Source organism: Duganella sp. Root336D2 (genome assembly GCF_001425005.1).
GTDB lineage: Bacteria > Pseudomonadota > Gammaproteobacteria > Burkholderiales > Burkholderiaceae_D > Rugamonas.
The window spans coordinates 23095-37669 of sequence record NZ_LMDB01000022.1 but is presented as its reverse complement, the minus strand read 5'-3'; the positions used below and the strand labels follow the sequence as shown (position 1 = coordinate 37669).

General features: G+C 63.2%; 11 protein-coding genes. 2 read left to right on the top strand and 9 right to left on the bottom strand.

Going from position 1 to position 14575, the window contains the following annotated elements:
* Window positions 1-5: 5 nt before the first annotated feature.
* The 4 genes from ASD07_RS15980 to ASD07_RS15965 all read right to left on the bottom strand — a co-directional run bounded on the left by ASD07_RS15980 (window position 6) and on the right by ASD07_RS15965 (window position 2572).
* Entirely contained in the window at window positions 6-716 is a 711-nt protein-coding gene (locus tag ASD07_RS15980; RefSeq protein WP_055932288.1) for a PspA/IM30 family protein, read from the bottom strand.
* 9 nt (window positions 717-725) lie between these two features.
* Complete coding sequence (locus ASD07_RS15975) at window positions 726-1154, bottom strand: DUF2170 family protein (protein WP_055932286.1); 429 nt, start codon at window positions 1152-1154, stop codon at window positions 726-728.
* Between the two features lie 220 nt (window positions 1155-1374).
* Window positions 1375-1848 (bottom strand): hypothetical protein, encoded by a 474-nt coding sequence (locus tag ASD07_RS15970; protein WP_055932283.1) that lies wholly within the window; start codon window positions 1846-1848, stop codon window positions 1375-1377.
* A 112-nt stretch (window positions 1849-1960) separates the two neighbouring features.
* A complete protein-coding gene (locus ASD07_RS15965; RefSeq protein ID WP_055932280.1) occupies window positions 1961-2572 on the bottom strand; it encodes a TetR/AcrR family transcriptional regulator in 612 nt (203 codons plus the stop codon).
* A 55-nt stretch (window positions 2573-2627) separates the two neighbouring features.
* Here ASD07_RS15965 and ASD07_RS15960 point away from each other — a divergent pair, with 55 nt between their 5' ends.
* Together ASD07_RS15960 and ASD07_RS15955 are read left to right on the top strand one after the other, a co-directional pair.
* Entirely contained in the window at window positions 2628-5423 is a 2796-nt protein-coding gene (locus ASD07_RS15960; protein WP_055933485.1) for a valine--tRNA ligase, read from the top strand.
* A 161-nt stretch (window positions 5424-5584) separates the two neighbouring features.
* A complete protein-coding gene (locus tag ASD07_RS15955; protein ID WP_055932277.1) occupies window positions 5585-6034 on the top strand; it encodes a DUF2147 domain-containing protein in 450 nt (149 codons plus the stop codon).
* Between the two features lie 50 nt (window positions 6035-6084).
* On the opposite strand, the gene ASD07_RS15950 is transcribed toward ASD07_RS15955, so the two are convergent.
* From ASD07_RS15950 to ASD07_RS15930, 5 genes are all read right to left on the bottom strand, one after another.
* Entirely contained in the window at window positions 6085-8445 is a 2361-nt protein-coding gene (locus ASD07_RS15950) for an RND family transporter (protein WP_082507374.1), read from the bottom strand.
* A complete protein-coding gene (locus ASD07_RS15945) occupies window positions 8442-9524 on the bottom strand; it encodes a YCF48-related protein (protein WP_055932274.1) in 1083 nt (360 codons plus the stop codon). The genes ASD07_RS15950 and ASD07_RS15945 overlap by 4 nt, the downstream gene beginning before the upstream one ends.
* Before the next feature lie 83 nt (window positions 9525-9607).
* Window positions 9608-10951: a DUF1329 domain-containing protein gene (locus tag ASD07_RS15940; RefSeq protein ID WP_082507373.1), complete on the bottom strand. Its 1344-nt coding sequence runs from the start codon at window positions 10949-10951 to the stop codon at window positions 9608-9610.
* 22 nt (window positions 10952-10973) lie between these two features.
* On the bottom strand, window positions 10974-12902 hold the full coding sequence (locus tag ASD07_RS15935; protein WP_055932271.1) for a DUF1302 domain-containing protein: 1929 nt from the start codon (window positions 12900-12902) through the stop codon (window positions 10974-10976).
* A gap of 32 nt (window positions 12903-12934) precedes the next feature.
* Window positions 12935-14566, bottom strand: coding sequence for a long-chain-fatty-acid--CoA ligase (locus ASD07_RS15930; protein WP_055932268.1), 1632 nt, complete (start codon window positions 14564-14566; stop codon window positions 12935-12937).
* Window positions 14567-14575: the final 9 nt, after the last annotated feature.

The window sequence follows — 14575 nt, the reverse complement described above, 5'->3', positions numbered from 1 at the left end:
GCGCCTCAGCTCCGGTCCGGCGTGCTGGGCCGGGCACGCGCCTGCAGGCGGGCAATGACTTCGGCCTTGCGGCTGGCGCGCTCGCCGATCCCCGCCTGCGCCAGCTTGTTGTCCAGCGCCTTGGAACCGAATTCGCCTTCCAGCGTCTCGGCGGCCTGCATGCGGTCTGCCAGGTCCTGGTGGCGCTGGCGGATGCGTTCCAGCGACTCCTTCGCGCTCATCAACTTGGAGCCGCTCGCGCCCATGTTCTGCGAGATGGTGGCAGTGGCCTTGTAGACGCTTTCCGTGGTCTTGGCCATGGCCAGCTGGCGCTCGTGTTCGCGCAGGGTAGCCTCGGCGTTGCGTATCATGTCCTTCAGGCGCGCCACGTGGGCGGCATACTGGGCCCGGGCTTCTTCCTGCTCGGCCAGCGCCAATTCCAGGTCCGCGACGCGCGTGGCGACCTCCTCGGCCAGGCCGGCTTCGTCCTTTTGCAGCGCCTGCACCGCCAGGTCTTCGTACTTTTGCAGTTCGGCGCGCAGGCGTTCGATTTCACGGCCGGCCTGCATTTCCTTGGCCATCACCGCCGTCAGGTCGTTCTTGGCCGCCGCCACATGGGCAGTGGCTTCGACGATTTCCTGTTCGTAAATGGTCGACGCGTTGCCGTCGACGATGCTCTGGCCGATCTCGCGCAGGTTACCTCGCAACATGGTCAGCACTTTGGAAAAAACAGCCATGATGGCTCCTCACATGAGAAATTCGTTGAACACTTCCAGGGCTTCCAGCGCATTGTCGGCAGCCATGGCGACGTCGGTGGCGATGCTCTCCGGCGTCGCGTCGGCCGCCAGGGCGCCGAAAATGACGTAGTGCTCGCCGATGCGGCCGAAATTCGACAGCGGAATGGCGATGTTCAGGTCCATCATCGCTTCCAGCATCTCGGCACGGCGCTCGGGGCGCACCTCGCGCTCGGTCCACAGATAGCAGATGCACAGCACCTGCTGCGGCGAAGCGGTGACGAACACCGGGATCTCTTCCTGTCCCTCGATGCACATGCGCATCACCGGCACGCCATCCGGCTCGCTCGGGGCCAGCAGGTTGGCGCTCACCGACAGCGAGCCCACCTGGGCGGACAGCGCGCGCTCGATCGCCAGCATCCGGCCCATCACCTCGTCCATAAAGTCCCTCCTTGTTGTGGGGTGGTTAGACATATTATGTCATTAGTATAAAAGCACGACATAAAATGTCAAGGACCGCCGCGACGCTTCGGGCGGCGGAGTCCTCATTCGGAGACTGTCTGGGGGAGGTGCTGAAATCGCGCGGCCTGAAATTACCCCAGAGGGAGAATTTTCAAGCGCTTCCGATTTCCAGCAGATTTCAGCACTTGGCAACGCGATTTCAGCACTTCTCACGACGAGATGTGCACATCGCCTCTTCTCTCGTTCGTTGCGCCTCACGGTATGCTTTCCGGCGAGCTTCAGCCTCGGCGGAATAGCGCAATCTGGTTGCTGGCGTCCAGTTCAGTTCGCCCGGCAACTGGACTTGAATCGCCTCCCATGCATTGCGAACGGTACCCAGGCTCGCCGTGGCAAACTGATTTGGCGACATGCTCACACCTTCATAAATGAGTTCGCTGCCAACAATGGCCGCGAAATGAGCACGATGTAGGCTGGAAATCCGTAGGCGGCTGCCTTCCGGCAGCATTACCGTTTTCCAGAGATAGCCTTGCGGACCGCGCTGGCGCGCCAACCACTCGCGAAAGATACGATCCACAAGGTCCGAAAAGCTCTCTTTGCTGGCGTGCCCAGCCTGAAAGTCGAGTAAGGCGCGCAACGTCGGCAATGTGATTGGTACGCTCACGGTTTGGTTCATGCTGAAATCTCCCGAAGTGAAAATCCCTTAGAGGGAGAAATTCGGGAGAAGTTCAAATTTCAGCACCTTGTAACGCCATTTCAGCACTTACCACAGAAGCACCCGCGAGGAGCTACCGAAGCAGGAAACGAATGGCGGACTCGGCCAATTCATCGATGCTGACGCCGGCGTCGCGCCGGTACCATTGCGCCGACCAGTTCAGCGCCCCGAACAGCCACAGCCGATCGAGTTTGCCCGGCGCCGGCCACTCGCCGGAAGCCTGCAGCTCGCGCAGCACCGCATCCCACAAGGCCTCATAGCGGTCCTTGGCCGCGACAATGCGCAATTGCCCCTCTGGCGACAGTGCGCGCCACTCGTAGAGCATGACGTAGACAAAATCCTGCCCCGGCGACAGCAAGGTTTCGAGATGGGTATGCACCAGGCGCCGCAACGCCTCGCTCGGCGGCAGACCAAGCGAGGCCACCTCCTCGATGCGGGCCAGGGCCTGCTGCATGCCCTCCTCGATCACCGCCTGCAAGATGTCCTGCTTGGACTTGAAGTGATAGAACCACGACCCCGCCTGCACGCCCGCAGCGGCCGCAATATCGCGCACGGTGGTGTTATCAAAGCCCTGTTCGCGGAACAGCCTTGCCGAAACGGCAATAAGCAGCGTTTTGAGGCTGTCGGAAGCGGCCTGCGCAGGGCGGCCGCGCTTGCGGGGCGGGGGGGAATTGCTGGCGTCCATGGTCCCGGCAATCTACCTTATAATGAAAGTTTTCGCCAAATTTACAGCCCAAATCATGGAATTAGCCAAGTCTTTCGAGCCTGCCGACATTGAACAGTTCTGGCGCAGCGAGTGGGAAAAGCGCGGTTACTACGCCGCCTCCCTCGACCTCTCCAAGCCGTCTTTCAGCATCCAGCTGCCGCCGCCGAACGTCACTGGCACGCTGCACATGGGCCACGCCTTCAACCAGACCATCATGGACGGCCTGACCCGCTACCACCGCATGCTGGGCCACAACACCGCCTGGATCCCGGGCACCGACCACGCCGGCATCGCCACCCAGATCGTGGTGGAGCGCCAGCTGGACGCGCAGAAGGTGTCGCGCCATGACCTGGGCCGCGAAAAATTCGTCGAAAAAGTCTGGGAGTGGAAGGAAAAGTCCGGCTCCACCATCACCGGCCAGATGCGCCGCATGGGCACCTCCCCCGACTGGAAGCGCGAATACTTCACCATGGACGCCGAGCGCTCCAAAGTGGTCTCCGAAGTGTTCGTGCGCCTGTTCGAACAAGGCCTGATCTACCGCGGCAAGCGCCTGGTCAACTGGGACCCGGTGCTGGGCACCGCCGTCTCCGACCTGGAAGTGGCATCGGAAGAAGAAGACGGCTCGATGTGGCACATCAAGTACCCGCTGGCCGACGGCAGTGGCCACCTGGTGGTCGCCACCACCCGTCCTGAAACCATGCTGGGCGACGTCGCCGTGGCGGTGGACCCGACCGACGAGCGCTACACCGCGCTGGTGGGCAAGATGCTCAAGCTGCCGCTGGTTGGCCGCGAAATCCCGGTGATCGCCGACGAATACGTCGACAAGGAATTCGGCACCGGCTGCGTGAAGATCACTCCTGCGCACGACTTCAACGACTACGCCGTAGGCCAGCGCCACAACCTGGACATGCCGTCGATCCTGACGCTGGACGCCAAGGTCAATGAAAACGCGCCAGCAGCCTACCAGGGCCTGGACCGTTTCGCCGCGCGCAAGCAGATCGTCGCCGACCTGGACGCGCAAGGCTTCCTGGTCGAAGTCAAGCCGCACAAGCTGATGGTGCCGCGCGGCGACCGCACCGGCGTCGTGATCGAACCGATGCTGACCGACCAATGGTTCGTCGCCATGAGCAAACCGGCGCCTGAAGGCACCTTCAACCCGGGCAAATCGATCACCGAAGTGGCGCTGGAAAAAGTCTCCAGCGGCGAGATCAAATTCGTCCCAGAAAACTGGAGCACCACCTACAACCAGTGGCTGAACAACATCCAGGACTGGTGCATCTCGCGCCAGCTGTGGTGGGGCCACCAGATCCCGGCCTGGTACGACGAGCAAGGCAACATCTACGTCGCCCGCAGCGAAGAAGACGCCAAAGCGCAAGCCGCCGCCAAAGGCATCACCGGCGCCCTGACCCGCGACAACGACGTGCTGGACACCTGGTTCTCGTCCGCCCTGGTGCCGTTCTCCACCCTCGGCTGGCCGAACGAAACGCCTGAACTGCAGGCCTTCCTGCCAAGCTCCGTGCTGGTGACCGGCTTCGACATCATCTTCTTCTGGGTTGCACGCATGGTCATCATGACCAGCCACTTCACCAACAAGGTGCCGTTCGAAACCGTGTACGTGCACGGCCTGGTACGCGACTCGCAAGGCCAGAAGATGTCCAAGTCCAAGGGCAACACCCTGGACCCGATCGACCTGATCGACGGCATCGCACTGGAAGACCTGGTAGCCAAGCGCACCACCGGCCTGATGAACCCGAAAGACGCGGCCAAGATCGAAAAAGCCACCCGCAAGGAATTCCCGGACGGCATTCCAGCCTACGGCACCGACGCCGTGCGCTTCACCATGGCCTCCTACGCCTCGCTGGGCCGCAACATCAACTTCGACCTCGGCCGCTGCGAAGGCTACCGCAACTTCGGCAACAAGCTGTGGAACGCCACCCGCTTCGTGCTGATGAACACCGAAGGCCACGACTGCTCCGCCAACGAAGCCGACCTGTCGGCCGCCGACAAGTGGATCATCTCCGCCCTCAACCGCGCCGAACAGGAAGTGCACAAAGGCTTCGCCGACTACCGCTTCGACAACATCGCCTCCACCATTTACCAGTTTGTCTGGTACGAGTACTGCGACTGGTACCTGGAACTGGCGAAAGTCCAGGTCCAGCAAGGCACGCCGGGCCAGCAGCAAGCCACCCGCCACACCCTGCTGCGCGTACTGGAAGTGATCCTGCGCCTGGCGCACCCGATCATCCCGTTCGTCACCGAGCAGCTGTGGCAGACCGTCGCCCCGCTGGCCGGCAAAGGCGGCGAAGGCATGTCGATCATGACCCAGCCTTACCCGCTGCCGAACGAAGCGGCGATCAGCGCCGAAGCCGAAGCCTGGATGGGCGAGCTGAAAGGCATGACCGACGCCGCCCGCAACCTGCGCGGCGAAATGAAGCTGTCGCCGTCGGTGCGCGTGCCGCTGATCGTCGAAGCATCCGGCGCCGACCAAGCCAAGATGGCCGCCTTCGCCCCGTACATCCAGATGCTGGGCAAGCTGTCGGAAGTGCAGATCGTCGACGCGCTGCCGGAATCGCCGGCCGCCGTCTCCGTGGTCGGCACCACCAAGCTGATGCTGAAAGTCGAAATCGACGTGAAAGCAGAACGCGAGCGCCTGTCGAAAGAGATCGCCCGCCTGGAAGGCGAAATCGCCAAGGCCAACGGCAAGCTGTCCTCGGAAAGCTTCGTCGCCCGCGCCCCGGCAGCCGTGGTGGCACAGGAACAGGAACGCGTCGCCACCTTCAGCGCCACCCTGGCCAAGATGCAGGAACAACTGGCAAAACTCCCAGCATAAAAGTCGGGGTCAGGTCTGGCAATCGGACATTTAAGGCGCACTCAGGTGCGCCTTTTTCATTTCTAGAGGCTTCCCTCCAAAAAAAATAGCATGACCGTACGGTGTCCCGCCGGGTCCTTTGCTAAACTGATTTTCCCCAAATCTAAAAAAGAGACACCCCCATGCGCCTAACCCGCACAGCGGCGCTGGCTGTGGCAGCCTTGCTGGCTGCCGCTCCGGCATTTGCCCAAGATCCTACCCCCATCGGCCTGTGGAAAAACATCGATGACGTCAGCGGCAAGCCAAAGGCCCTGATCCGCATCACCGAGGAAAACGGCGCCCTGCAGGGCAAGATTGAAAAGCTGTTCCGCGGCCCGGCCGAGGAACAGAACCCGGTGTGCGACAAGTGCACCGACGCGCGCAAGGACAAGCCGATTGTCGGCATGGTGATCGTATCCGGGCTGAAGAAGGACGGCAGCGAATACACCGGCGGCGAGATTCTCGACCCGAATAACGGCAAGGTGTACAGGAGCAAGCTGGAAATCGCCGACGGCGGCAAGAAGCTGAAAGTGCGCGGTTACGTTGGCTTCCCGATGCTGGGCCGCTCGCAGACCTGGGAACGCCAGGAGTAAAACCGGTAAACCAGGGTCTGACCCTTGGGTCAGACCCCGGCCTACCGGTTTTAACGCTTCGGCAGCAGCAGCGACGCCAGCGCCGGGATCATCACAATCGCCCCCACCATATTCCACAGGAACATAAACATCAGCAGCAGGCCCATATCGGCCTGGAACTTGATGTCCGACCAGGCCCAGGTCAGCACCCCCAGCGCCAGTGTCACGCCGGTCAGCGCCACCGCCACGCCAGTGGTCATGAGCGTCTCGAAGTAAGCCTCCTTCAGCTCCATTCCGCGGTCCAGGAAGCACTGCAGCCGGTTGTAGATGTAGATGCCGTAGTCGACGCCAATCCCGATCCCCAGCGCAATCACCGGCAAGGTCGCCACCTTCACCCCCAGCCCCAGGCGCGCCATGATGGCCTCGCACAGCGCCGACGTGATATACAGCGGCACCATGATGCAGATGGTCACCCGCAGCGAACGGAATTCCCACCACACCAGCAGCGCCACAATCGCATACACCAGCACCAGCATGGTGATCTCGGCCTGCTTGATCACGATATTGGTGGCCGCCTCGATGCCCGAATTGCCGGCCGCCAGGATGAACTCCGCCTGCGGCGAATTGTTCTCCCTGGCGAACGCCTGCGCCGCCTGCACCACCCGCGTCAGCGTATCGGCCTTGTGGTCGGCCAGGAACACCAGCACCGGCAGCATCGAGCAATCGTTGCTGTACAACTCGGACGGAATCATGCGCTGCGCCGAATTGGACACGAAACGGTTGCGCGACAGCGCCTGCCATTTCAGGCTGCCGCCATTCACGTTGGAGATGATCCGCTTCTGCACCGTGAACAGCGAAGTAGTCGACTCCACCCCCGGCACGTTCTCCATCTCCCACTGGAAGCGGTCCACCACTTCCGCCGTCGGATACGCCCCGCACTCGCCGGCCGGCGTCTTCACCATCACCACGAACACGTCCGAACTGGTCGAGTAATGGCCGGTGATGTAAGCGTTGTCCCGGTTGTAGCGCGAATCCGCCCGCAGCTCCGGCGCGCCGGGATCGAGGTCGCCGATCTTCAGGTCGCGGCTCAGCGCAAAGGCGGTGACGAACACCGCCAGCGCGCCCAGCAACGCCCACTTGGCAAACTTCGGCTCCGCAATACGCGACAGCGTGCGCATGAAGCTGTGCTTGCGCTGCGCCTTGCGCTCCTGGTTGCGCAGGCAGGCGGGCGTCACGCCGACATAGGACATCAGCACCGGCAGCAGGAACATCTTGGTCAAGACGATCACCGCCACGCCGACCGAGGCCGAAATCGCCAGCTCGCGGATCACGCCGATTTCGATCACCAGCAGGGTCGAGAAGCCCACCGCATCGCACAGCAGCGCGATGGTGCCCGGAATGAACAGCTGGCGGAAAGTTTGCTTGGCGGCCTCCACGTCCGTCTTGCCCGACAGCCGCTCGGCCGCCATGGTATTGATGTTCTGCACCGCATGCGACACGCCGATGGCAAAGGTCAGGAACGGCACCAGGATCGAATACGGATCCAGCCCGAAACCCAATAAGCGCACGATGCCTAACTGCCAGATCACCGCCAGCGAACAGCAGAATACCGTCACCAGGGTCGACTTCCAGCAGCGCGAATACCACAGCAGCAGCGCCACCGTCATGGCAAAGGTGATCGCAAAGAATATGCCGATCGCCTTGGCGCCGTGAATCAGGTCGCCCACCACCTTGGCAAAGCCGACGATGTGGATCTTCACGCCCTGCGCTTCATACTTGTCGCGCACCAGTTTTTCCAGCCGTTCGGAGAACAGGCCGTAATCGAGCTTGGTGCCCTTGTCCGGATCGATCTCCAGCAGCGGCACCTGCACGATGGTGGACTTCTGGTCCGCCGCCACCAGGCTGCCGATGCGCCCCGAGCGCGCCACATTGGCGCGCACCTCGTCCAGCATGGCCGGAGAACCGTCGAAGCCCTGCGGGATGATCTGGCCGCTGTTCATGCCCGTCTCGGTGACCTCCATCCACTGCACGTTCGGCGTCCACAGCGACTTCAGGTTGCCGCGGTCCACGCCGGGAATGTAGAACACTTCGTCCGTCACAGCCTTCAACGTGTCCAGGTATTCCCTGGAATAGATATCACCGTTCTTTGCCTCCACCGCGATACGGATGTTGTTGCCCAGCGGGCGCAACTCATTTTCGTACTTCAGGTAGTTGGCGATGAAAGGGTGCGTGGCCGGCACCATCTTCTGGAAACTGGCGTCCGGCTTCAGCAACGCCGCCTGCCAGGCAAACAGCACTGATGCCAGCAGGAAGACAAGCAGGATGATGAAACGGTAATGGAACAGGCGCGGCTCCAGCCAGTGCTCGACTGAGGTGAAGCGCTGGTGGCCCTGCTCCGCCACTGCGCAGGCTTTTTTGTCGTTGCGGTTCATTTTGCGCCCTCCCCGGCCACGGCACGCACGCCGCCCACGCCCGACAGCAGCACGACGCCGTCCAGCGCCAGCATGCCGGCCGTCGGCACCGCATCGCCCTGGCGCAGCACGCGGAAGCTGGCGCCATCGTCATCGCTGCGCAGCAAAGCGCCATCCTGCGCCGCCAGCACAATGCTGCCGCCCTGCATGGCGCCGCCCACCAGGCTCTTTTTCGTCACAGCCGGCGTTTCGCGCCAGGTGGCGCCGCCATCTTCGCTGCGGAACACATGGCCGCCGAAGCCGTAAGCGAGCACGCTGCGGCCGGTGAAGATCACGCCGTACAGCTGGCCGCCGTAGCCGGTCTCGATGCGCTGCCAGCTGGCGCCGCCATCCTGCGAGCGGTACACATAGCCGCCCTCGCCCGCAATGGCCAGCGCATTGCCAGGCCCGCCGGCAATCGCGTTGTAATGCAGGCCTTCGGGATTGGGCAGGCCCGCGCCCATGGAAGTCCAGTTTGCCCCGCCGTCCGTGGTACGGAAAGCCTGGCCGTATGCGCCCACCGCGTAGCCCGTTTTGGCATCGCGGAACCAGACGCCCAATAACGGGCGCGACGGACCGAACTTGGCCGCCGCTTCGATATCGCCCAGCGCATTCTCGGCGTCGGCGAGCGTATTGCCCCCGGCCGCCTGCGCCTTGCCAACTGCCGCCTTGGCATCGGCCAGCATCAAGGCATTGGCCTTGTTGCCATCAAATCGTGTGCTCCAATTCGCTCCGCCGTCATTGGTGGCAAGGATCACGCCATCGTGCCCGACGGCCCAGCCATTGGACGCGTCGGCAAACGCCACGTCGGTCAGCGTGACCGACACCGGTACCCTCGCCTGCTGCCACGCCGCATTCGCGCCGCCGTCGCGCAGCAGGATGACGCCCCGTTCGCCCACCGCCACCGTGCGCTGGCCGGCCAGCGCCATTGCCGTCAGCATGGCTTTCGGCGCCCGCGCCGACATGCGCGCCGGCGTTTGCAGCGGGTCGCGCGCCACGGCCGGCATCACCGCCAGTGCGCCCAAGAGCGCGGCAGCGGCCTGTATCAAGACTTTATTCATTCTCTACCTGCGAAAAAATGGGCGCAGCGCTCCCTGAGAACGCAAGCGCCCGAAGAGACACCCCCAAACCCGCTACGCCGTCCTCAGTTGGACGAGCGGCGCAGCGTATCTGGCGTGAAGTTCGACGGATCGAGCTTTACGCCAAATTTGATCGGCTTCTCCTGGTTGGAGATGCCGGACAGCAGGTAGCGGCGTGCCTGCAGGTCGTAGAAAACTTCGTAGGCGAAGTAGTGGGTCATCGCATCGTAGTACTGGATGCCGCCGATTTCGTGCACACGCCACAGTTCACCGCGGCCGTCGTACGAATCGGTGTGCACCACCTGCCAGCTATCCTCGTCCACGTAGAACACGCGCTTGGCGTAGATGTGGCGCTTGTCCTTCTTCAGGGTCGCTTCCACTACCCACACGCGGTGCGGCTCGTAGCGCACGAAGTCCTGGTTGATGTGGCCGGCGCGCACGATGTCGGCATACTTGATCGACTTGTTGGTGATCTTGTAGTTGTTATAGGAGACCAGCATCTCCTTCTTGCCCACCAGCTTCCAGTCGTAGCGGTCCGGCGCGCCGTTGAAGCCGTCGTAGTCGTCGGTGGTGCGCAGGCCGTCGGCGCCCTGCCCCGGCGAGTCGTACGCCACGTTCGGCGCGCGCAGCACGCGGCGCTGGCCCGGGTTGTAGGTCCAGGCCAGGCGCGATTCCTTGACCTGGTCCAGCGGGTCCACCACCAGCAGCGCATCGCCCGCCACCGAGGACGGCCCGGTCAGGGTCGCCATGTAGTACAGCAGGCGGTTCGGCTCCGGATTGGCCATGCCCTGCGCGAACGCCACCTTCTCGGTACGCGTCACCGGCGTAAAGGCGCCGTTGGTCTGCACCGGGAATTCCGCGGTGTAGCGCTCAATGGTGCCGCCGCGGTAGCGCATCAGGTGGTTCCAGATCACTTCCACGCCGGTCTTCGGCATCGGGAACGGCACCGTGGTCCTGGCAATGCCGGTCACGCCGTTGCCGCCGCCGGCCAGCTCCGCCTTGGAGGCTTCGGCCTTGATGGTGTCGTACACGCCCTGCGGATAGCCCGCCGTGCGGTAGCTTTTGTAGACATTCATCTTGTAGCTCGGGTAGCGTTTCAGCATTTCCATCTGGCCCGGCGCCAGCACGTCCTTGTACTTGTCCATATTGGCGGCCGTGATGCTGTACTGCGCCGCTTCGTTCGGCAGCGGGTCGGCGTAGCCGTTCTTGCTGTCGAAGCCGGCCGGCGCCTTGGTGACGCCGCCGCCCCAGGCCGGGATGGTGCCGGCCTTGTTGCCCTCTTTTTCCGCGCCGACCGGCGTCAGGTCCTTGCCCAGGCGGTCCACATCGGCCTGCGGCAGGCCGGCCAGGGTGCTGCCCGCGATACACGCCAGCGCTGCGGCCAGCAAGCTTTGCTTCATCATCTTCATCTACTTGTCTCCTGTGTCTCTATTAGAAGTTGGCGCCGACCACGAACTGCATATTGTCGCGGTCGTGGAACTGGTCGTACTTGGCGCTCTTGTTGTAGCTGGTATAGCTGATGTCCGCGTAATAGCGGTTGTTGTAGTCCGCACGCAGGCCGACCGAGCGCGTCTTGCGGTCTTCGACGAACAGGTTGTCCGCCGCATAGCCCTTCACGTCATGCGCGAAGTAGACGCGCGGCTTGAAGTTGATGCCGGCAACCACGTTCGGGAACAGCATCTCGGCCGACAGGCGGTAACCCCAGGCGGTGCGGGTGGCGAAGCCCTCGTTCTCGCAGTACGACGGGTTCGGCTGGATGCTTGCCGGGCAGGTGCCGCCCAGCGCCGCGGTCGGGCCGAGGTTGAACATGAAGGCGCGCCCATAGCGCGTGCTGGTATTCGGATCGCCGATGCCGGTCCATTTCTGGCCCGCGATTTCACCGAGCAGCGTCAGCGAATCCGCGCCCAGCACTTGCGGGATCTGGCGGATAAACGACATCTGCGCCTGGGTCTTGTCCTTGCGGTCGTAGCCATGGATCACGGTACCGGTGGGCACGTTAGGATCGCGCGCAACGGCAAACAGCTTGGCCTGCGGGCCCAGGCCCAGCGCGGTGCCGACCAGCAGGTCGATGGCGTTGATCTGGACCGGAATGTCCTTGGTGCGCGATATTTCGCCAAACAGCGAGAAGCCGGCCACTTCGGTGGCCGCCGACAAGCCCATGGTTTTCACGTTCTCGCCGCTGTAATCCCACACGATATTCCCCGGCGGCAGGAGGGCCAGCGCGCCGAGGTTCGGCGCCAGCGCGGGCACCGCTTTCACCAGCTGCGCCAGGCGGCCCGACCACACCGACGGCAGGGCCGACGGCTGCTTGACCACCGAGACGATCGGCGAGTGGCTGTGGTAGCGCGCGAAGTAGACGCCGAAGTCGGTCGCGATGGCATCGGCAAAATAGTGGCTCGAGAGGCCGAACTGGCCGGAATTCTTCGGCCGGATCTTTTGCGCGGTGGTCATGCGGAAGTTGAGCGGCATGCTGCGCGACAGGCCGAGCGAAGCCAGCAGCGGATTCAGCGCCGCCGGCAGCCCGGCCAGCAGAGGCGCGCCGTTGTACTGGCCCTGGTCGTTCATCTTGGTACCGTCGCCAAACAGCACGGTGCCGTTATTGCAGTTCAGCGAGTCGGCCGCCGACCAGTAGGTACCGCAGCCGTCCACCACGTTCTGGCGCCAGCCCAGGTTGTAGAACGCTTCCACCGAGACGCCATTGCCCAGGCCCAGGTTGGCCATCAGGGCCGGCTGCGGGCGCAGGATTTCCTTCACCTGCGCACCCGGGCGGCGCGCGGCGCTGGTGTCGAATGCGCCCATCGCGTTGATGCCCGGTACGAACAGCGATTCGCCCCAGTTGATCACCTGGTTGCCCAGCTTGGCGCTCAGGGCCTTGCCGCCCAGGTCCCAGTTGGCAAACACATAGGCGTCGGCCAGTGCCACGCCGTCAAAGGTGGACAGCTGGTCGAAGCCGGTGTCGCTCAGTTCTCCATTCGTCTTGTAGCCGTTGTTGAAATGCCCGTGCGGCATTTCGCGGCCCTTCAGCACGCGGTCGTACCAGGCAAAGCCGCGCATGAACATGCCGTAGGTATCGCCTTTCAGTTCCAGTTCGCCGGTCAGCTTGCCGACGGTGGAGTAGGCATCGTGCTTCTTGAAGTTCAGGTTGCCGTCGTCGGCGCCGGCGCCTGCCGTGCCGCCGTTGGGTACAGAGATCAGGTTCTTGTCTGCATCCTTCATGCGGATGCTGGTGCCGACCGACATATTGAGGGACCAGCGTCCTTCCAGTCCATCGCCAGTGGTGAAGGTATCTGCGTGCGCCAGTGGGGTTGCCAGCGCCGCGGCCACAGCGAGCGCCATGGTACGGTTGTACTTCCTCGTCATCCTTGTGTCTCCTAATGGTTTTTTACAGCTTTTTATACAGGCTTATATAACTGCTTGAACTCCTCACGCAACTTCATCTTCTGCACTTTGCCGTTGGCGGAATACGGAAGCTCGCTGACAAAAACCACGTCGTCGGGAAGCCACCACTTGGCTACGCGGCTGGCAAGGTAGCCTAACACTTCATCGCGTGCGGGGGAACTGCCATGACGGGGAACGACCACCAGCAAAGGGCGCTCCTGCCATTTTTCATGCGGGATGCCGACCACCGCGGCGGCCATCACATCGGGATGGCCCATCACTGCGTTCTCGACATCGATCGATGAAATCCATTCGCCGCCGGACTTGATCACGTCCTTGGCGCGGTCGGTTATCTGCAGATAGCCATCGCTGTCGATGTTGGCAATGTCGCCGGTATCGAAGTAGCCGTCCTCGTCCAGCACTGGCGCATCGCTGCCGTAATAGGCCGACAGGATCCACGGCCCGCGCACCATCAGGCGCCCGTTCGCCATGCCGTCATGCGGCAGGCGCCGCCCCGCTTCGTCTTTCAGCGCCAGCTCCACCCCGCATACCGGACGGCCCTGGCGCGCCTGCACGCGCAGCTTTTCTTCGTCGCTGGCCTTGTCGTGCGATTGCAACAGCGAGCACACGGTGCCGAGCGGCGACATCTCCGTCATGCCCCAGGCCTGCATCAGGGTCGCGCCCAGCGTGTTGCGGCAGCGCGTGAACATCACCGGCGGAATCGCCGAGCCGCCGCACAGCATGCGCTCCAGGCACAGCTCCTGCAGCGCCGGGCGCGCTTCGCTGTCGATATGATTGAGCAGGCCGAGCCAGACGGTCGGCACGCCAAGCGCCATCGTCACGCGCTCGTCGCGCAGCAATTCATAAATACTGCTGCCGTCGAGCGCGGGTCCCGGCAGTACCAGCTTGGCGCCGCTCATCGCGCCCGCATACGGCATGCCCCAGGCGTTGACATGGAACAGCGGCACCACCACCAAGCAGCTGTCACGGTGCGAAATTGCTGCGCTGCCCGCAGCGCACAATCCCATCGAATGCAGGTAGGCCGAGCGGTGCGAATACAGCACGCCTTTCGGATTGCCGGTGGTACCGGAGGTATAGCACAGCGCCGACGCCGTGCGTTCATCGAACTGCGGCCACGCATATTCTTCGCTGGCGCCTTCCACCAGCTCTTCGTAGCACAGGGTGCCGGCCGGCAGGGACGGCGGCATGTGCGCGCGCTCGGTCATGCAGACCAAGGCTTTCACGCCCGCCAGCCTCGGCGCCAGCGCAGCCACCAGCGGAGCGAAGCTGATATCGAAGAACAGCACCTGGTCCTGCGCGTGGTTGACGATGTACTCCACCTGCTGCGGGAACAGGCGCGGGTTGATGGTGTTCAGCACCGCGCCCATGCCTGACACGCCGAAGTACAGCTCCATGTGGCGGTGCGTATTCCAGGCCAGCGTTCCGACACGATCGCCCATGGCCACGCCCAGCGCCTGCAGCGCATTGGCCAGGCGCCGCGCGCGGCGTTCGATCTCGCCGTAGCTGCTGCGGTGCAGCGGGCCTTCGCAAGTACGCGACACAATCTCGGCACGCGGGTGCACGCGGCGCGCATGCTCGATCATCGAAGAAATCAGCAGCGGCTGGTCCTGCATCAAAGCTTGCATGCGCTAACC